This window comes from Rhizobium redzepovicii (assembly GCF_019793435.1).
GTDB lineage: Bacteria > Pseudomonadota > Alphaproteobacteria > Rhizobiales > Rhizobiaceae > Rhizobium > Rhizobium redzepovicii.
The window spans coordinates 1-19,618 of record NZ_JAILYH010000035.1 but is presented as its reverse complement, the minus strand read 5'-3'; the positions used below and the strand labels follow the sequence as shown (position 1 = coordinate 19,618).

General features: G+C 61.0%; 16 protein-coding genes, 1 tRNA gene and 1 pseudogene. 11 read left to right on the top strand and 7 right to left on the bottom strand.

Features of this window, described 5'->3' with window-relative positions; translation table 11 throughout:
• Window positions 1–21 precede the first annotated feature (21 nt).
• Complete coding sequence (locus K6N12_RS32575) at window positions 22–1,230, top strand: TIGR03862 family flavoprotein (protein WP_097629998.1); 1,209 nt, start codon at window positions 22–24, stop codon at window positions 1,228–1,230.
• 47 nt (window positions 1,231–1,277) lie between these two features.
• Here K6N12_RS32575 and msrB read toward each other — a convergent pair whose 3' ends face one another.
• A complete protein-coding gene (gene msrB / locus K6N12_RS32570; RefSeq protein WP_097629999.1) occupies window positions 1,278–1,760 on the bottom strand; it encodes a peptide-methionine (R)-S-oxide reductase MsrB in 483 nt (160 codons plus the stop codon).
• A 211-nt stretch (window positions 1,761–1,971) separates the two neighbouring features.
• Here msrB and K6N12_RS32565 point away from each other — a divergent pair, with 211 nt between their 5' ends.
• The 10 genes from K6N12_RS32565 to K6N12_RS32520 all read left to right on the top strand — a co-directional run bounded on the left by K6N12_RS32565 (window position 1,972) and on the right by K6N12_RS32520 (window position 13,950).
• On the top strand, window positions 1,972–2,931 hold the full coding sequence (locus K6N12_RS32565) for a helix-turn-helix domain-containing protein (protein ID WP_097630000.1): 960 nt from the start codon (window positions 1,972–1,974) through the stop codon (window positions 2,929–2,931).
• Window positions 2,932–3,100: 169 nt separating this feature from the next.
• A complete protein-coding gene (gene adh, locus K6N12_RS32560) occupies window positions 3,101–4,609 on the top strand; it encodes an aldehyde dehydrogenase (RefSeq protein WP_097630001.1) in 1,509 nt (502 codons plus the stop codon).
• Window positions 4,610–4,811: 202 nt separating this feature from the next.
• Window positions 4,812–5,204, top strand: a complete 393-nt coding sequence (locus K6N12_RS32555; RefSeq protein ID WP_097630002.1) for a DUF779 domain-containing protein — start codon at window positions 4,812–4,814, stop codon at window positions 5,202–5,204.
• 139 nt (window positions 5,205–5,343) lie between these two features.
• Complete coding sequence (locus K6N12_RS32550; protein WP_131711864.1) at window positions 5,344–5,940, top strand: DJ-1/PfpI family protein; 597 nt, start codon at window positions 5,344–5,346, stop codon at window positions 5,938–5,940.
• 23 nt (window positions 5,941–5,963) lie between these two features.
• Window positions 5,964–6,314 carry a ribbon-helix-helix domain-containing protein gene (locus tag K6N12_RS32545; RefSeq protein WP_097630004.1) on the top strand — a complete coding sequence of 117 codons (351 nt, stop codon included), beginning with the start codon at window positions 5,964–5,966 and terminating at the stop codon, window positions 6,312–6,314.
• Between the two features lie 158 nt (window positions 6,315–6,472).
• A complete protein-coding gene (locus tag K6N12_RS32540; protein WP_097630011.1) occupies window positions 6,473–7,180 on the top strand; it encodes an SDR family NAD(P)-dependent oxidoreductase in 708 nt (235 codons plus the stop codon).
• A 144-nt stretch (window positions 7,181–7,324) separates the two neighbouring features.
• Window positions 7,325–8,458 carry a calcium:cation antiporter gene (locus K6N12_RS32535; RefSeq protein ID WP_097630012.1) on the top strand — a complete coding sequence of 378 codons (1,134 nt, stop codon included), beginning with the start codon at window positions 7,325–7,327 and terminating at the stop codon, window positions 8,456–8,458.
• Between the two features lie 131 nt (window positions 8,459–8,589).
• Window positions 8,590–9,354: a bestrophin-like domain gene (locus K6N12_RS32530; RefSeq protein WP_179867211.1), complete on the top strand. Its 765-nt coding sequence runs from the start codon at window positions 8,590–8,592 to the stop codon at window positions 9,352–9,354.
• A 175-nt stretch (window positions 9,355–9,529) separates the two neighbouring features.
• Window positions 9,530–10,726 (top strand): efflux RND transporter periplasmic adaptor subunit, encoded by a 1,197-nt coding sequence (locus K6N12_RS32525; RefSeq protein WP_097630006.1) that lies wholly within the window; start codon window positions 9,530–9,532, stop codon window positions 10,724–10,726.
• Window positions 10,727–10,767: 41 nt separating this feature from the next.
• Window positions 10,768–13,950, top strand: coding sequence for an efflux RND transporter permease subunit (locus tag K6N12_RS32520; RefSeq protein ID WP_097630007.1), 3,183 nt, complete (start codon window positions 10,768–10,770; stop codon window positions 13,948–13,950).
• 14 nt (window positions 13,951–13,964) lie between these two features.
• On the opposite strand, the gene K6N12_RS32515 is transcribed toward K6N12_RS32520, so the two are convergent.
• The 6 genes and pseudogenes from K6N12_RS32515 to K6N12_RS32490 all read right to left on the bottom strand — a co-directional run bounded on the left by K6N12_RS32515 (window position 13,965) and on the right by K6N12_RS32490 (window position 19,579).
• The gene (locus tag K6N12_RS32515; protein WP_097630008.1) at window positions 13,965–14,294 is read right to left on the bottom strand and encodes a hypothetical protein; all 330 of its coding nucleotides are present in this window, start codon (window positions 14,292–14,294) and stop codon (window positions 13,965–13,967) included.
• Window positions 14,291–15,079, bottom strand: a complete 789-nt coding sequence (locus K6N12_RS32510; protein ID WP_097630013.1) for a DUF2092 domain-containing protein — start codon at window positions 15,077–15,079, stop codon at window positions 14,291–14,293. Before K6N12_RS32510 ends, K6N12_RS32515 begins: the two co-directional genes overlap by 4 nt.
• Window positions 15,080–15,280: 201 nt before the next feature.
• Window positions 15,281–16,072: a hypothetical protein gene (locus K6N12_RS32505; protein WP_097630009.1), complete on the bottom strand. Its 792-nt coding sequence runs from the start codon at window positions 16,070–16,072 to the stop codon at window positions 15,281–15,283.
• A 367-nt stretch (window positions 16,073–16,439) separates the two neighbouring features.
• A pseudogene (locus tag K6N12_RS32500) lies at window positions 16,440–16,664 on the bottom strand (transposase domain-containing protein); the annotation flags it as partial.
• A 47-nt stretch (window positions 16,665–16,711) separates the two neighbouring features.
• Window positions 16,712–19,240 carry a methyl-accepting chemotaxis protein gene (locus K6N12_RS32495; protein ID WP_097630010.1) on the bottom strand — a complete coding sequence of 843 codons (2,529 nt, stop codon included), beginning with the start codon at window positions 19,238–19,240 and terminating at the stop codon, window positions 16,712–16,714.
• A 262-nt stretch (window positions 19,241–19,502) separates the two neighbouring features.
• Window positions 19,503–19,579, bottom strand: a tRNA-Met gene (locus K6N12_RS32490).
• Window positions 19,580–19,618 lie beyond the last annotated feature (39 nt).

Genomic DNA, 19,618 nt, shown 5'->3' with positions numbered 1-19,618 from the left:
AAGAATCGGGCAAAGACATCCATGGACCAGAAGCGAATGGCCATCATCGGCGGCGGCCCGGCGGGACTGGCGGCCGCCGAACTGCTGTCGCTCTCCGGCCATGCGGTGACGGTCTACGACGCCATGCCAACCTTCGCCCGCAAGTTTCTGCTGGCCGGCAAGTCGGGACTGAACATTACCCATTCCGAGGATTATGCCCGTTTCGCCACGCGCTTCGGCGCCGCTTCTTCCCGGCTGCGGCCGGCTCTGGATGCCTTTACCCCTGGCGATATCAGGGATTGGGCGGCAGGGCTCGGGACGGAGACCTTCATTGGTTCGTCCGGTCGAGTGTTCCCGAAGGTAATGAAAGCCTCTCCCTTGCTGCGCGCCTGGCTCAGACGATTGGAGGCGCAGGGCACAACGCTCCGCACCCGCCATCGCTGGATCGGTTTTGCCGATGAGGGCTATGTTTTCGAAACGCCGGAAGGACGCAGTATCGTCCAGTGCGACGCCGCCCTGCTGGCACTCGGCGGCGCAAGCTGGCCCCGCCTTGGCTCCGATGCGCGCTGGCTGCCGTGGTTATCGGAAAAGGGTGTCGAGATCGACGCCTTCGAGCCCGCCAATTGCGGTTTCGTCGTCGGCTGGAGCCAAAACTTCCGCGAGCGTTTCGCCGGCGAGCCGGTGAAGTCGGTCGTCGCCACCTCCGAAGCCGGAACCTTTCCTGGCGAATTCGTCATCACCGCAGGCGGTATCGAGGGCAGTCTGGTCTACGCTCATGCGGCGAGCCTCCGCGACCGGCTGCTTAACCGCGGCAGCGCCGCCCTGACGCTCGACCTCGCCCCCGGCCGGACAGTCGAAAGGCTGCACCGCGACCTCACGCGGCAGGACGCCAAATCGAGCTTCTCGAACCGCCTGCGCAAAGGTGCCGGCCTCGACGGCGTCAAGGCGGCATTGCTGCGGGAACTCGCTCCCGAGCGCGATCGAACCGATCCCGGACGTCTCGCCGGCCTGATCAAGGCCCTACCAGTCCCGGTTCTCGAGACGAGGCCGATCGCCGAGGCGATCTCCTCGGCCGGCGGCATCCGCTGGAGCGGCATCGACGGCGGCTTCATGTTGAAGGCGCTGCCAGGCACCTTCGTCGCCGGCGAAATGCTCGACTGGGAGGCGCCGACCGGCGGCTATCTCCTCACTGCCTGCCTGGCGACCGGCCGGGCCGCTGCGCGCGGCATCGAGGCCTGGCTGCACAGATAGGCCCCGGCGCTCGCAGGTACTCAGCGGAAAACAAGACCTTCCCTGAATCAGGCCGAGGCTGGATGAAACGTCATGACAAGGCCATTCATGCAGTAGCGAAGTCCGGTTGGCTTCGGACCATCATCGAAGACGTGGCCCAGATGGCCGCCACAGCGACTACAATGGACGGCCGTGCGCGCCATCCCGAAAGTGGTGTCGTTTGTGGTTCCGACAGCATGGTCGAGCGGTGCCCAAAAGCTCGGCCATCCGGTTCCGCTGTCGAATTTGGTCGCCGAGGAAAAGAGCTTTTGGTCGCAGCCGGCACAGGCGAAGGTGCCCTTCCGCTCCTCATGCAGCAGGGCGCTGGTGAAGGGATTTTCCGTCCCCGCCTGACGCAGGATGACAAATTGATCCGGCGTCAGCAGCTTGCGCCATTCATCCTCTGTGTGCGTCACCGCAAAGGTCTCGCCAGCGATCGCCTTGCCGGCCCCCAAACGAACCGCAAGCCCGCCGAAAGCGGCACCCATCAGCAACAATCGTCTGTTTAACATGGTCGGGATCTCCTCGCCCTGCAAAAGCTGTTTCTGCACAGAACTACGGGCGAGAGCGGTCTTTTGTTACACTCTCTGCGTTCGAACACTGAAATGTGATTTCTGCCGCCTTCGTCTGAAAAACCCGCACGCCGCCGGCCGTCTAGGACCGGCCGATTGCAAACCGACCGCTTTTCCCTCAGACTATGCTCAAGTTCCGTGGGAGGAGCCGATGCACGAACACTCAGCACACGCCGAGCATGTCTACACCTCTGCCCAGCGCGATTCCGCCGCAGCCAGTTCTCCCGTTGTCGCCTCTTGGCGGCGATGCATGACCATGCATCAGCTCGCTCCGGAAGACGAACGGGCGCCACTGCGCGTTACCGATGAGGAATTCCGGCGTGCCCGAGAACAGTCCGGTCAGCTGATCGCCAGCGCGACCGAAGAGCTCGATCGTCTCTTCACCACCGTCGGCAGGGCCGGCTGCTGCCTGCTTCTGACCGACAGGAACGGCATTGCATTGGAGCGTCGGGGTGCTGCCGGCGACGACAAGGAGTTCCAAGAACTCGGCCTGTGGACCGGCTCGGTCTGGACCGAGGCGAGCATCGGAACCAACGGCATCGGCACCGCGCTTGCCGACGAGCGTGCCGTCGCCATCTTCCGCGACCAGCATTTCTTCTGCGCCAATACCAGCCTCAGCTGCACCACAGCACCGATCCGCGATCACCGTGGCCGGGTGGCCGCAGCCCTCGATATTTCTACCTGCCGCGAAGACGTCAACGAGATGACGCTGACCATCCTGACGCAGACCGTGCGCGATGCGGCGATGCGCATCGAGCTCAACCTCTTCCGCTCGGCTTTTCCCAGCGCCCGTTTCCTGATGGTTCCCGCCGGCGTCAATTCCGCCGCCGCCCTGCTTGCCGTCGACCGGCATGACCTGGTGCTGGGAGCAACGCGCGCTGCTCGCATCGCGCTGCAGCTGGACGACAAGCGGATCGCCGCCGGCATTCCGGCGGCCGATGCCCTGCATGAGGCCGGCGTCTCGCAGCAGGAGGAGATCGTCGAAGCGGAAAAGGCGGCCCTGTTGCGGGCGCTGTCACGCACCAGCGGCAACGTCTCGCAGGCGGCTGTCGCCCTCGGCATTAGCCGCGCCACCTTGCATCGGAAGATGAAGAAGTTCGACCTGCACTGACCAGGCGCCCGAAAGTTCCACCGACGCCTTCGATCGTGACGCGAGCTGTCGCATCCGTGCGACACTGTGCGCTGCGGTATTGAAAGGCCGCCCTGTTCCCTCCGCCAAAACATGCACATTTTCCTCCCACTGGTTCGCTTCGGAACCTGGACCATCAAGGGAGGATGACATGCTTCATCAGAAAATCGTCGAATCGCCGTTCAAGCTGAAATACGGCAACTACATCGGCGGCGAATGGCGCGAGCCTGTCGGGGGCAAATACTTCGAAAACCTGACACCGGTGACCGGCGGCAAGCTCTGCGACATTCCCCGCTCCGATGAAAAGGACATCAATCTTGCGCTCGACGCCGCCCATGCGGCCAAGGAGAAATGGGGCCGCACCTCGGCTGCCGAGCGCTCCAATATCCTCATGAAGATCGCCCAGCGGATGGAGGACAAGCTGGAATTGCTCGCCCAGGCCGAGACCTGGGACAATGGCAAGCCCATCCGCGAGACCATGGCGGCAGACATTCCGCTGGCGATCGACCACTTCCGCTATTTCGCTTCCTGCATCCGCGCCCAGGAAGGCTCGATCGGCGAGATCGACCACGATACCGTCGCCTATCACTTCCACGAACCGCTCGGCGTCGTCGGCCAGATCATTCCCTGGAACTTCCCGATCCTGATGGCCACGTGGAAACTTGCTCCGGCGCTTGCCGCCGGCAACTGCGTCGTCTTGAAGCCTGCCGAACAGACCCCCGCCTCGATCCTGCTCTGGGCCGAATTGGTCGGCGATCTGCTGCCGCCCGGTGTGCTCAATATCGTCAACGGTTTTGGCATCGAGGCCGGCAAGCCGCTGGCGACCAGCGCCCGCATCGCCAAGATCGCCTTCACCGGCGAGACGACGACCGGCCGGCTGATCATGCAATATGCCAGCCAGAACCTCATTCCGGTGACGCTGGAGCTCGGCGGCAAATCGCCGAACATCTTCTTCGCCGATGTGATGGCCGAGGACGACGACTTCCTCGACAAGGCGCTCGAAGGCTTTGCGATGTTCGCTCTCAACCAGGGCGAAGTCTGCACCTGCCCCAGCCGCGCCCTCGTCCAGGAATCGATCTACGACCGCTTCATGGAAAAGGCCGTCAAGCGCGTCGAGGCGATCAAGCAGGGCAATCCGCTCGACAGCGCGACGATGATCGGCGCCCAGGCCTCGACCGAGCAGCTGGAAAAGATCCTTGCCTATCTCGACATCGGCAAGCAGGAAGGTGCGGAGGTGCTGGCCGGCGGCACGCGCAACGATCTCGGCGGCGATCTGGCGAACGGCTATTACGTCAAGCCGACGATCTTCAAGGGCCACAACAAAATGCGTGTGTTCCAGGAGGAAATTTTCGGGCCGGTTGTCTCGGTCACGACCTTCAAGGACGAAAAGGAAGCGCTCGAAATCGCCAACGACACGCTTTACGGCCTCGGCGCCGGCGTCTGGAGCCGCGACGCCAATCGCTGCTATCGGTTCGGCCGCGAGATCCAGGCCGGCCGCGTCTGGACCAACTGCTACCACGCCTACCCCGCCCATGCCGCCTTCGGCGGTTACAAACAGTCGGGCATCGGCCGCGAAACCCACAAGATGATGCTCGAGCATTACCAGCAAACTAAAAACATGCTGGTGAGCTACAGCCCGAAGGCGCTCGGCTTCTTCTGAGGCGTGGTGAGGGCGTAAAACCCTCCCAACCCCTCCCCACAAGGGGAAGGGACTTAACGTGCGGCTCTCGCCGTATTCACTGTTGAGCGCAGCACATGCATCCGGCTTGTTGTTCTGCGAGCCAAAGCGGCAGCTTAGCCCCTCCCCTTTGTGGGGAGGGGTTGGGGAGGGGCATCTCTCCCAAAACTTTGGAGGAAGACCGATGGAAGCCACCGTCAACGGCGATCCGCGAGTTCTCGCGACCGACGCAGCTCTTGACCTGATTGCTGAGATCAAGCACGATCATCCCGATATCCTCTTCCACCAGTCCGGCGGCTGTTGCGACGGCTCCTCGCCGATGTGTTATCCCGCCAATGAATTCATGGTCGGCGACAGCGACGTCAAACTCGGCGAGATCGGCGGCGTGCCGGTCTATATCAGCGCCAGCCAGTTCGAGGCGTGGAAGCATACGCAGCTCATCATCGATGTCGTTCCGGGCCGCGGCGGCATGTTCTCGCTCGATAACGGCCGCGAGAAACGCTTCCTCACCCGCTCCCGCCTCTTCGCCGGCGGCGAGGCCTGCGCCGTCCCGGATGTGACAGTCAAGGCGGTGTAGAGCATGCCGATAACTGTGCGCGGTTTTTCGGCATCATGTTATTCTAACTCTCAGGGAATTTCGGCTGTAGTATTCCCATAGTACCTTCTGCCCGCCGCTCTTTGTTAATCTCCGGCGGTTGGTTTCAAAGGAGGATACGATGCCAGCTTCAAAAATCCTAATGATCACGGGTGATTTCACCGAAGACTACGAAACCATGGTGCCGTTCCAGACGCTGCTTGCCTGCGGCTACACGGTCGACGCCGTCTGCCCCGGAAAGAACGCGGGCGAGACGGTGGCCACCGCTATTCATGATTTCGAAGGCGACCAGACCTATTCCGAAAAACGCGGTCATAATTTCGCACTGAACGCCACTTTCGATAGCGTGCGCCCCGAAGATTACGACGCCCTCGTCATCCCCGGCGGCCGTGCGCCGGAATATCTGCGCCTCAATGCAGACGTTATCAAAGCGGTCCGGCACTTCTTCGATGCCGGAAAACCCGTTGCCGCCATCTGCCATGGCGCGCAGCTGCTCGCTGCCGCAGGTGTCTTGAAGGGCCGCACCTGCTCGGCCTATCCCGCCTGCCGGCCGGAAGTCGAGCTTGCCGGCGGCACCTATGCCGATATCTCGATCACCGATGCGGTCTCGGATGGTAACCTGGTAACGGCGCCGGCCTGGCCGGCACATCCGTCGTGGCTGCGCCAGTTCATGGCCGTGCTCGATGCGGCAGCGTTGCTCGAAACCAACGCCGCCTGAGGAGGCGGCACCGGGAGGATGACATGTGCGAATTGTTTATCAAGGCGGATGCGCGGCTCTGGGAAAGCACCACTCGGTCGCTGCGCATCGACGGTATGGTCACCAGCGTCAGGCTGGAGAACTTCTTCTGGTCGAAGCTTGAGGAAGTCGCCCGGCGCGACGGCATGAATGTCGTCCAGCTGATCACCCGGCTGCATCATGAATCGATCGATGCCGGCCATGATCTTGGAAACTTCACCTCCTTCCTACGCGTCTGCTGCGCCCGCTATCTCGACCTGCAGCTCACCGGCGACATCCCGGCCGATGTCACCCGCCCGATTTCCGGCCTTGACGCGCCCGATATCCTCGATCGCGAACGGACGAAATATCACTGACGGCGGGTCCGACGAAACTGTTGAGCAATGACGGCGGAACTGCCTGAAAAGGGCAGTTCCGCAAGATCTTCGACCTGGACGCGGATGCGTGGGCTTGCGCTGCGGCGCAGCCTGGATCAACAATGCGCGCCACCAAAGCCCGCCAGGAGATGATTGCCATGAACGACCAGAAAGCCGTCATCGTCACAGGCGCCGGCGGAAACCTCGGCAGCGCCGTTGTCCGCGAGCTTGCTGCCGGCGGAGCCAAACTCGTCTGCATGAACCGGTCGAACCAGGAGCTGGAAGCCTTGGCCGGCGATCTTCCCGCCTCCGTCGAGTTTCTGTCGATCGCCGGAACGGATCTCACCGATTATGCCTCCTGCGCCGCAGCCGTCGCCCGGGCCGTCAAGCGTTTTGGCGGTGTCGGTGCCCTGGTCAACACGGTCGGCGCCTTCCAGATGGGGCCGGTCGGGCCGGATGCGCCTGCCCAATGGGAGACGATGATGAACGCGAACGCCCGGACCGCGCTGACGATCAGCGCCGCGGTTCTCCCAACGATGAAGGCATCAGGCTATGGCCGCATCGTTCATGTCGCCGCCGCACCCGGCCTGAAGGCTGGCCCCAATCAAGCCGCTTACGCTGCCTCGAAAGCCGCCGTCATCCGACTGACGGAAGCGCTCGCTGCCGAATGCCGCGACGACCGCATCACCGCCAACTGTATCCTGCCCGGAACGATCGACACGCCTGAGAACCGCGCCGCCATGCCCAATGCGAAAACGGACGGCTGGGTCACGCCGCAATCGATCGCCCGCCTCATCGCCTTCCTGATCTCGCCGGCCGCAGCCGTCGTCACCGGCGCGGCAATCCCTGCGACCGGCCGCGAATAAGGCCAGGGCTATTCCGCTTTAGACGGTTGCATGCCGCTCGGCTTGAGGTACGATTCCCCTTCATATGATGCGAGACAGCGGGCGGGGCGCGATGGTGTTGATGATCGCATTGCGGCGGTATTTGCCAGAAGGCGGGTGGTTTCGATGACGGAGGGTCCCGCATTGCGCGCCGTCGGCGCTACCAGCCTGCTGCGCGAGGAATGGTTCCTCGTCGTCAGCGTTGCGACGAGCTTCGCATTTCTTGCTTTCCAGGAGCAGCTCTTCGGGCAGCTTTCCGATCCGCTTTGGTTCACCGTCGTTTTCGGGTGGCTGTTTGCCGTCGTGCTCGGCTCCGCTCTGTCGGTCGTGCGGCACGCAGACCACCTGGCGGAGCGGCTGAAGGAGCCTTACGGCACGCTTATTCTAACCCTTGCCATCACCTCGATCGAGGTGATGGCAATATCGGCTGTCATGCTTCACGGCGAAAACAACCCCACGCTTGCGCGCGACACGCTGTTTGCCGTCGTCATGATCATTCTGAACGGCATGGTCGGTCTGTCGCTGCTGCTCGGCGCGTGGCGGCGGCCGGAACAGCAGCATAACCTGCAGGGCGCCAACGCCTATCTCGGGGTAATCGTACCGCTGGCGACCCTGAGCCTGGTCATGCCGACATTTCTCGCAGGCCCGGACGGACAGCATCCATCGGCACCGAGACAACTGATACTGGGCATCATATCGGTCGGCCTCTATGCCACGTTCCTGTCTCTTCAGGCCGGCCGCCATCGGGACTATTTCGCGGATGACAGCAACCGTCAGGCGCCTCGCAGCGAACATGTCGTTGGCCGTGGGCCGGTCTGGCCGCATGCCGTTCTGCTTGTCACCTATATGGCTCCCGTCGTCTTCCTGGTCGAACAGCTCGCGCGGCCGATCGATTACATTATCGAAACCCTGCATGCTCCAACCGCATTTGGCGGTGTGGTGATGGCTATTCTTGTCGCGACACCTGAGGCAATCAGCGCCGTGCGCGCGTCTATCGCCAACAATCTTCAGCGCTCCGTCAACATTTTCCTTGGTTCGGTATTGTCGACGATCGGGCTAACGGTGCCGGCGATGCTTGTTGTTAGCCAGCTCTACGGACACAGCGTGACGCTCGGCCTGGAGCACGGAGATCTGGTGATGCTCCTGCTCACGCTTGCGGTCAGCATCATTACCTTTGCCAGTGGCCGCACGCATCTGATGCAAGGTGCGGTCCATCTGGTGCTTTTCCTGGCCTACGTGCTGCTCATTTTCCAGCAGTGACGTCCACCCATGCGAGAATAAGAAAGTAAAAATCTCCACGCTATGCCTGTCTTCCGCTATGGTGACAGTAACGATCGCGCCACTTGCAAGCCTCGCGGTGCTTACAGGGTTGACGTGATGGGGAGCGGAACTTGAACTCACTCTTGCTTGGCGGGTTAGTCTTTGTTTTTCTATCGGCGGCAACATCGATAGGATTGGTGATGCGCAACCGCTTGCCGGATCACCACCTCAATGCCGAATCCAAGGATGTCATCAGGCTGGCGACCGCGGTGGTGGGAACGCTGTCGGCCCTGGCGCTCGGCCTTTTGATTGCATCCGCCAAGACGACATACGACAATGCCGAAGTGGAAATGAGAACGGCGGCGGCGCGGGTGCTCCTGCTTGATCGCGTCATGGCGCAATATGGGCCGGAAACCGACAAGGCACGGCAGTTGCTGCATGAGTTGATCGAGAAACGGCTGAGCCGTGGCTGGTCTGCCGAGACCACCGACGATGCGTCCGGCAAGGCGCTCGGGGAATATCAGGATATCGAGGCGGTTCAGGGCGATCTTCGATCCCTCTCGCCGAGGGATGCCGTACAGCGTAGTCTTCAAACACGGGCGCTGGATGTGAGCGGGATGGTGGCCGAGACCCACTGGCTGCTGGTCGAATCCGGCAAAGAGGGTTTGCCCTGGGCCTTCCTCGCCGTTCTCGTCTGCTGGCTCTCGCTGCTATTTGCGACCTTCGGGCTGCAGGCGCCAGCCAACCCGACGGTGCTGTCAATTCTGCTCGTTTGCGCCCTGTCCGTCGCGGGTGCGATCTTTTTGGTGACGGATATGGCCAATCCCTATGTCGGGCTGATCCATGTTTCGGATGCACCCTTGCAGTCGGCCATCGAGCGGCTCGGAAAACCATAGCCACTTTGTGCCCGCAAACGGCGAACTCCGACTGAATTCAATTGTGGATCGGCAGCTATTGCAATTTGCATCAATGCCGCGACATAATATCGCATGCCCGGAACTTTTCGGAGAAGGGTCGTCTCCGCCGAGGCACGCATGAAGACTGGGGCTCGTAAACATCGGGGCGGCGGCAATGCGTGTGAGATTGGATCAGGGTCTGCACCTCTTGGCGGTGCTCGCCGGCATAACAATTCTTGCCGGCTGCGAGGAAAGCGGCAACACCTATGTTCCTCCGCCGCCACCTCCGGTTCGGGTCGCACAGCCGGTCCAGCAGCCGGTGACGCTCTATTTCGAACTCACCGGCAATACGGCCCCACTCAATGCCGTCGATATCGAGGCGCGCGTCCAGGGCTATATCCAGTCCATCGACTACCAAGATGGCATGATGGTGAAGAAGGGCGCCAAGCTTTTCGGCATCGAGCGCGACACCTATCAGGCGCAACTGGATCAGGCAAAGGCATCGCTCGCCTCGCAGCAGGCCTCCCAGGTCGGCGCAAAGCAGGAATATGACCGGCAGCTCAATCTCATGAAGCAACAGGTCACCACCCAGACCGCAGTCGACAGCGCCAAGGCGACCCTCGACGAGGCGAATGCTTCCATCCTCAACGCCCAAGCCAATGTCGAACTCGCGACGATCAATCTCGGCTATACCGAGGTGCTCGCTCCTTTCGACGGCATCGTCACCGATCATCTCGTCGATATCGGCACGCTGGTCGGCGTGTCCGGCCCCACCAAACTCGCCAGCATCGTCCAGACCGATCCGCTGTATGCCTATTTCAACGTCAGCGAAACGCAGGTGCTGATGATCAAGGAAACCCTGGCAAAGCAGGGACATACCTTCAGGCAGACGGACCTCCCGAGCATACCGGCGGAAATCGGTCTGCAGACGGAGGAAGGTTACCCGCACAAGGGGCATCTCGACTACGTATCGCCTCAGCTCGACGCCTCCACAGGCACGCTCCAGGTCCGGGCCCTGTTCGACAACAAGGATCACGCCATGCTGCCCGGCCTCTTCGTGCGCGTTCGGGTGCCGGTCGGCCACAACGACAAGGCTCTGCTGGTGCGCGACGATACGATCGGAACGAACCAGCTCGGCAGCTACGTGCTCGTTCTCGGCAAAGACGACGTCGTCGAGCAGAAGCAGGTCAAGACCGGCCAGCGTGAAGGTGCGCTCCGGGTCATTCAATCCGGCCTCGATCCGGCCGACTGGGTGGTGACTCAAGGGATCCAGCAGGCCATTCCCGGCAGCAAGGTCACGCCCGAGAAAATCGAAATGAACCCGACGGCCAATGCCGCCGGTGATGCCAAGGCCAACTCCATCACGCAATGAATTCGCCACCACGCTTCATCTGAACGTCTGAGGACAACAGCATGATCTCGCGTTTCTTCATTGAGCGACCGGTACTCGCCAACGTCCTGGCATTGGTCTTCGTGCTCGTCGGCGCGGTCGCGCTCTACCAGCTGCCGGTGGCGCAATATCCGAATGTCGTCCCGCCGACGGTGCAGGTGACGACACGCTTTCCCGGCGCCAGCGCGCAGACCCTCGTCGACACGGTCGCGCTGCCGATCGAGCAGCAGGTCAACGGCGTGCAGAATATGCTCTATATGCAGTCGACCAGCGCCAGCGACGGCACCTATTCGCTGATCGTCACCTTTGCCATTGGAACGGATCCAGATCAGGCCCAGGTTCTGGTACAGAACCGCGTGGCGATCGCAATGTCTTCGCTTCCCGAAGCGGTGCAGCTTCAAGGCGTGACGACGCAGAAAAAATCGACGGCGATCCTCGGCTTCGTTAGCCTGACCTCATCAGACAGCCGCTATGACAGCCTGTTCCTGTCGAACTACGCGGTCATCAATCTGCAGAACGAACTCGCCCGCCTGCCGGGCGTCGGCAATGTGACGGTGTTCGGCGCCGGCCAATATGCCATGCGGATCTGGATGGATCCGAACCTGCTGCAGGCGCGCGGCCTGACGCCGCAGGATGTTGTCAGTGTCGTGCAGCAGCAGAGCCAGGAGGTCGCCGCCGGCCAGATCGGCATTCCGCCGGTGCCGAAAGGGCAGATCTTTCAATACACGCTGAATGTGAATGGCCGGCTGAACGAGGCCGCCGACTACGAGAATATCGTCGTCAAGGTCGAAAGCGGACAGGGCGGCCGCATCACGCGCGTCCGCGATATCGGCCGCGTCGAGCTCGGCGCCCAGACTTACAGCCAATCCTTCATGCAGAACGGCCGGCCGGCGGCCGGCATCGGCATTTTCCAATTGCCGGAAGCGAACGCCATTGCCGTGGCGCAGGCGGTGCGCGCAAAGATGGATGCGCTCTCGAAGAGCTTCCCGCCTGGCCTCGAATATCATCTGCCGTTCGACACGACGAAATTCGTCGAGGCCTCCATCGACGAGGTTTACGTCACCCTGATCGAGGCCGGGGTTCTCGTTCTCATCGTCATTCTGGCCTTCCTGCAGGATTGGCGGGCGATGCTCGTGCCGGCGACCACCGTTCCGGTCACCATCATCGGCGCCTTCGCGGCCATGGCGGCCTTGGGCTTCACCGTCAACCTGTCGACGCTGTTTGCCATCGTTCTTGCCATCGGCATTGTCGTCGATGATGCCATCGTCATCGTCGAAGGTGTGGCACGGCACATCGAGGCCGGAATGTCGGGCCGAAAGGCCGCCGAAAAGGCGATGGAGGAATTGCTTGGTCCGGTCATCGGCATCACGCTGGTACTGATGGCCGTTTTCATTCCGGCCGCCTTCCTGCCTGGCCTGACCGGCCAGCTCTATCGGCAGTTCGCCCTCGTCATTGCCGCGACCGCGCTGATCAGCGCCGTCAACGCCGTCACGCTGAAACCGACACAATGCGCTCTTTGGCTGCGCCCGCCGGTTCCGCCGGAGAAACGTAACGCCCTCTATCGCGGCTTCAACAAGGGCTATGATTGGGGAGAACGGCATTATGCCGGGCTGATCGGATCGATGACCCGTCACAGCGGTATCATGGCCATCGCAGCGCTCGCGCTGATCGGCGTCGCCGTCTGGGGGCTCTCCCGTCTGCCGACCGCCTTCCTGCCTGTCGAGGATCAAGGCTACGTGCTGATCAGTGCGCAACTGCCCGATGGCGCCTCGAAGGAACGCACCGATGTCGTCATGGAAGAGGTCGGCAAGATCGCCGAAGCCACGCCTGGCGTCGATCAGGTGCTGACCATCAGCGGCCTTTCCGTTCTCGACAACAGTGCCAGCCTGCAGAATGCCGGCGTCGCCTATGTCGTTCTGAAAGATTGGGACGAGCGCGGCAAGCAGAAGGGACAGGACCTGTTGTCGATCTACCAGCATTTGAACGAGGCACTGCAGCATGTGCTGAGCGCCAAAACGCTGGTGGTCGTGCCGCCGCCGATCCAGGGCGTCGGCAATGCCAACGGCTTTACCATGCAGGTCGAGCTCCGCAATGGCGTAGCCGACTATCCGCTGCTGCAATCGCTTGCCGACACGATTGTCAGGAACGGCAATGCCCAATCATCGTTGCAGAGGTTAAGCACGCCTTTCCGTTCGAACGTGCCGCAGCTTGCGGTCTCGGTCGATCGCATCAAGGCGGAAACGCTGGGCATTACCGTGGGCCAGGTCTTCTCCGCTCTCTCCGGCTATGTCGGATCGAGCTATGTCACCCAGTTCAACAAATTCGGCCGCACCTTCCAGGTCTATGCGCAAGCCGCTTCCGATTTCCGTGTCAGCCCTGACGATATCCGCAATCTGAAGGTCAAGGCCGGTGACGGGACGATGGTGCCGCTCGGCACGGTCGTCGATGTCACCTCGACGCAAGGTCCCTCGCTGATCAGCCTCTACAATCTCTATCCCACCGCCACGATCGTCGGTGGACCGGCCGCCGGTTTCAGCTCCGGCCAGTCGCTCGAGGTCATGGAGCAGATCGCCGATCATACATTGCCGACGGGAACCGGTTTCGAATGGACGGCGCTCTCCTATCAGGAGAAGGCTGTCGGCGGGCAGATCTACTTCATCTTCGCGCTCGCCATGCTGCTCGTCTATTTCGTGCTCGCCGGCCAATATGAAAGCTGGATCCTGCCGCTGGCGGTCATCCTGGCCGTGCCGCTCGCCCTGCTCGGCACGGTGGCGGCACTGATGGCGGCGGGTGTGGCCAATAATCTCTATACGCAGATCGGCCTTATCCTGTTGATTGCGCTGGCAGCCAAGAATGCCATTCTCATTGTCGAATATGCTCGGGAAAAACGGGCGGAAGGTATGGAAATCCTCGACGCGGCCGTCGAGGCCGCCCGCCTGCGTTTCCGGCCGATCCTGATGACATCCTTCGCCTTTATCCTCGGTGTGCTGCCGCTTGTGCTGGCGACGGGCGCCGGCGCATCAGCGCGCAAATCGATCGGCATATCGGTCTTCAGCGGCATGATCGCCTCGACCTGCCTCGCCATCCTCTTCGTTCCCTCGTTCTACGTGCTGCTGCAGCGCCTCGAGGAATACTGGAAGCGGCGCAGAGCGCCCGCAAACACGGCCGCGAGCGTGGAGGAAGCGGAGATATCGAACGTCGGGTGAGGCGATCGCAGCAATTATTGTACGATCACCTGCACATAGACGTTGCCGCTCTTGGCGTAATAATAACCGCCGCAGCGATAATAATAGCCGCCGTAATAGGGACCATAGCGGCAACCCGCCGGAAGCACGGCGATGGTTGTCGTCGTGCGTGTGACGACCCGCCGCGTCGTCCGGCGGGCCACACCAGCATAGGAGAGCGGCGTCAGCGGCCTGCCAATGACTGCACCCGCCGGTGTGGCAAAGCCGATCGACAGCGACATGGATCCCTGCTCCTCGATGTGAAAGCCGGTGAATGTCAGAACGCCGGCAAGGCCGAGGGCGAAGAACAGCTTCCTATAGGTCATTTTACCTCTCCCATATCGGCAGCCTCAGGCAGCTCGTCGAGCGACTGCAGCTCACTAAGATCGACCGTCTTTGCGCTGGCTGGAACCTCAATCGTGTAGGAAACGGCCGCGACATCCGCTCCGCTTTTGAAATCGCTGATTTCGAGCGTGTATTGCGGCGCCTGGACGACGTGTTTGCTGGTGATGACGTAACGGCGGGGTATCGGTTGCGGGCCGCTCTGTATCCAGATCTGCCAATCGATCTCAGGCGTCCGGAAGGCCAGATATTCGCATTCGACCCCATCCACGAACGCGCTGGAAATATGCTTGGCCTCCGTCACATCGGACATGAGTTCGTCATAGACATTGGAGGATAAAAGATCGGCGCCCGGCGCTTCGACGCCTGCGGTCATCAGCCTGTCGATCAGATCATCGAGCGAACCTTTGCCATCGATCTTGGCATAGGCGTCGAGGTTCTTGCCATGAACCGTCAGCGACGAACCGTCGAAACTCACGTCGAGGTCAGCAAAGCCGCCGGTCCTCGTGACGCGCAGCTTGTCGGGACGAGTCAGGTTGGCTGTGCCCGAACTGACGAACTGGAGTTTCTCGAAGGCGGGCGTCACTGCTTCGAGCGACGATTGGTATGTGAAGGAGATCGTCTTCTGCGCCGTTAGAAAATCGGACATCGTCTTCAGGAGAGCCTTCGCATCATCCGCCCACGCGCTCGTCGGCGGTGCGAGGCTGGCGGCAAGTGAGGCATAGAGGAGGATCCGCTTCAATCGCGGGAAAGAGAAAGTCGATGACATGGCAATGCCTTTCGTTCGTGTCGTCATTGATTTCATCGAATTGCGAATGGGCGACTGCCGAATCTTCCGCAGCCGGACATGACATGTGAGAGATGCAATGCAGGCGGGCAAACGGGCGCTTGCCGGCCTTCGCAGGATCGCGCACCAAATTTTTCGCTGGAGCGCGACGACCTCTTTCTGAGAGCAAGGCTCGAACGGGCGCTACAATCCCGAAGTCAGCACGCGATGGCACGCTGGTGATACGCGCTGCAGATTGTCGCGCAGGCAGGCAATGCCCCGCCCTCCCCCTAAAGGCACCATGCGGCACAAGGCCCGGAAGTCTGCTCCGCAGGTTTCCCGCAGGATCATCACTTCCTCACGCGGGGAGAAGGCTGGCATTGCCCGAGGGGCCGGCGTGATCGCGCCGGTGGCAGCCGCATCCCCAGCCGTAGGCGCCCCCGATCCCCCCAATGCCGCAACGGCTTGCTGACATGGCGCCGATAAAGCGGCATTATGCTGTTGCAAGCAGCTGAGGGCCGCCGCACCGCCCGGCGTGACACCGGAACATTGCGCCATGAAATCGCGCTGACAGGCCGATTTGACCGCATTGCGCTGCGCCAGAGTCGGCTGGTGCGCCGGGGTGGCGGTTGCAGGCGCCGGGGTGGCCGTCGCGGTATTTGCAGGTGCCGCCGGCGCAGGTTCCGCAGATGTCGACTTGGGCTTGACGTTCACCGCCGACACCGCTTTCCGGCAGCCTTCCGAAAGCGTAGCGCTATGCTGCTGCAGGCAGGTGAGCGCCTCGATCCCTCCTGGCGTCACCCCCGAACATTTCGCCATGAAATCGGAGCGGCACTCTGCCTTGATCGCATCGCGCTGCTCCTCGGTCGGCGCTTGCGCTGACGCAAACCCTGCGAAGAATACCAGTGCACTGAACGCAGACAACGCGGAGATTGCCGATAGAAGACGATGCCTCCGATGCGGAGACGTGAGTAGAGAAGACCCCCACTTCATCATAATTCCCCCCTATAAATCCCTGATCTACTTCATCAAATCGAACTTCCCTCTGAATAGAATAATAGGCGCCGCCGAATGGACGGACGTTTTTCTCTACCGTAAAATATAAGATGCGCCTAATCTAGGTATATTAGAATATTATCCATTTAGCAACTATCTAGTCGTCGCTTGAAAGCAGCCCGCAACTCGTCGAAATAACGTGTTGCCTTACCCAATACGCAAAAACCCGCCGCTGGGCGGGTTTTTGCGTATTGGCAATTGGGAAAGATTGGTTGCTGGGGGCAGGATTTGGTAGTCTGTCTCTCTTCGTCGGCTTTGCCTCCTTGCAGGCCTCTGACGAGGGTAATCATTCGCTGAGGGCCGCAAGTTAGGCTGCTTGGCCTTGCAGGCTCGGCCACCGCCAGTTCCACAGCAGCAGTTGCCCAAACCTAGTGATCGGGGTGTCGGCGATGCGGGCAAGCACGTCGGCAAGCCAGGCCTGCGGATCGATATCACTAAGCTTGGCGCTGATGGTTAGCCTGGCCATGAAGGCAGCGAGATCGGCACCACGGTCGCCGGCGAACAGCCATGACTTTCTGCCGAGAGCGCAGCCATGTATCTCTACGCGAGTTAACAGGCTCCCGCGAATACATCCAGCCGTCATGCCGCAGCCTCGTAACCTCTTGAAGCCGAGTTCTTGGGGCCTTCCAGCCGAAAGCGTGCAATCATGTCGGTAAGTGCAAGCGCCTCGGACGACAGCTGTCGGGTGGCAGCATTCGTCTCTTCCACCATCGCCGCATTTTGCTGCGTCATACGGTCAATATCGTTTACCGATGCGTTGATCGAATGGAGTGTCGTTGCCTGGTCGCGGCTTGACGAGGCCATAAGCTCGATATGCCCGACAATGTGGACGATCTCGCTGGAAATCTCTATCAGCGCATCGCCGGTACGGCCGACGAACTCGGAGCCGGACGCAACCTCGCGGACGGAATTGTTGATGAGTTCGCCGATTTCCTTGGCCGCGCGCGCCGATCGCTGCGCCAGCTCCCGCACTTCCTGCGCCACGACAGCGAAGCCCTTGCCGGCCTCACCCGCTCTTGCGGCTTCGACTCCCGCGTTTAAGGCCAAAAGGTTGGTCTGGAAGGCGATAGAGTCGATGGCGCTGACAATCTGAACGATCTTGCCGGAGGCGTCCTCAATTCGTCCCATGGCCGAGACCGCGTTTTGGACAACTGAAGCGGAGGCGTCTGCACCCTGTTTGGCGCGTTGCACAAGTGCAAGCGCTGCTGCCGCCCGCCCTGAAGAGGTGTTGACGGCAGAAGAAATCTCCTCCACAGCCGCTGCGGTTTCCTCAAGTGCGGCCGCCTGCTTTTCCGTTCGGCTGGCCAGGTCATCAACGGCTTCCGCCATCTGGCGGCCATTGTCGCTGATGAGGGAAGACGTCTCGCGGATATCGCAGAGCGTTTCCCTGAGACCCGCGATCGACATGTTGAAATCGGTGCGGATCCGGTCGAGTTCGGAGGCAAAGGGCGTATCGATCGAAAAATTCAACTCCCCGCGCGACAGCCGCGTGAGACCCTCTGCAAGCGCCTCGATTACGGCGTCAACCTGGGCCTTGGCGCTGCGTCGCTCGAGTTCGTTGCGGGCGCGCTCAGATTCCGCATCGCTACGAGCGATCTCGGCCTGGTGTTCCATTTCGACGTTCGATAGCGCATTTTGTTTGAAGACGGAAAGCGCACGGGCCATTTCCCCGATTTCGTCGCCTCGTGCCTCGCCGGTGATTGTGGTATCGAGCCTTCCCTCTGCGATCTTGCGCATCGCTGCGGTAATCTGGGTGATCGGTCCCTTCAGGGTGACGACCAGCGCGGCACCCGCGGTCATAGCAATCAGGATGCCGATGACAATCGCGCCGCCAGATATCCTATTGGCCTCTTGACGATTCTGCCCAGCATTTTGCCTCTGCGTCTCGGCGAATTGAGCAAGCAGGTTCCAGGTGTTATCGATCTGCCCCGCAGCGCTGTCGAACTCAGCCAGCTTGCGCGCCGCACCTTCGGAGAGCGCTGCCGCGTTCGCCGCGAGCAGATCGAGGACGGGCTGAGCCTTCTTCGGAATTTCGCCAAAGACGGGATCATCGTTCACCACGCCGGCGAGACGGCCGAGCTCGGTCTGATACATGTAGATCGACTGCTGGACTTTCTTCACTCGCGCATCGTCTGGATTGCCGGCGAGTTCGGCGAAGCCGACGCGAATCTCGTTATTGCTGTTAACGATGGCGCGCAGCGCGTTGCCGACATTCGTCGCCTGCGAGATATCCTTGTCCGACGCGGCAAGCGCAAGCACGGAGGTCCGCATCAGATCGTCGCCAATCGTCTTGAGACTGTCGCCAGTTGCAGCAAGATTGGCGACGGCGGTATCCGTTGCTGGGACATCCAAAGTGTCAGGCGGCACTTTCGAAGCGTTGGCGATGGCATCCACTGCAGCGGCATACTGCGCGGCAAGGGCTTGTTTGTCGGTCGCGACAGCAGACGAAAGCTGCTCCTTTGCCTTTAGCAATTCGGACGCATATTTGGCTAGCAGGCTAACTTTATCAGCCGGCGTCGTCGCATTCGTATAGTCATTGCGAAGTTTTGTCGCGACACTGGCGGCGGCGCTGATGGAGACGGAATTGCTCAGGCCGCTCTTGTTAGCATTTTCCATCTTTTTTGCACTGGCCATCAGCATGAACGAGCGCTTGCCAACCTGCCCTTGCAGGTCAAGAAGTGCCGCGGAAGCAGCGTCCACATCACTGAGAATTTTCTGCTGTCCCGTTTCGATTTGCCAGATCGCTTCGATCTTTTGCGGGATGATTTGCGACTGATCAAGCGCCCGGTCAAGAAGCCCCACATCGGTCGTCGGCCTTAGCCTCTCGATCGTCTGCTTCAGGTTTGCCAGTTGCTCTCGGGCGTCCGTAAGCGCGGTATCACGGGCTTCCTGCGACGGCTTCATCAGAAAGCCGGTCATGCTGGAATAAACATGTTTGAACCCGTTCAGGGACTGCAAAACATGGTTGGAGATCTCCATCCGTCCCTCGAGAAGGCTGGACGCGTAGTACCCCGTCAGTCCCACTGCGCATAGGCTAATGACGAATGGCGCCAAAAGTACGAGCACTTTCGTCTGAATGCGAACCCGCGACATCAAACCATTTACCACGACTGCATCCCCACCACCGATTGGAGCTAAGCTGTCATTTTTTGCTTAAGAACCGATAAATGGGTTGATCCGAGGGTTATGCACGCCTCATCTGTCGCGGCGAGGACGTGGTTCAGACACTCGAAGCGGTGTAGGCGGATCGGCTATTCATTGTCGCTTGGCCTTGTTGCGGCCCCCTGCTGAGGTGTTAACTCCTCGCCCCAGGTCCGGAAACGCAAAAAAGCCCCTGCATGAGAGGGGCTTTGGAGTATCTAAGGGAATTTGGTTGCGGGGGCAGGATTTGAACCTGCGGCCTTCAGGTTATGAGCCTGACGAGCTACCGGGCTGCTCCACCCCGCGCCATGGCAAGTCTGATTGACTTGCTTGATTATAACACGA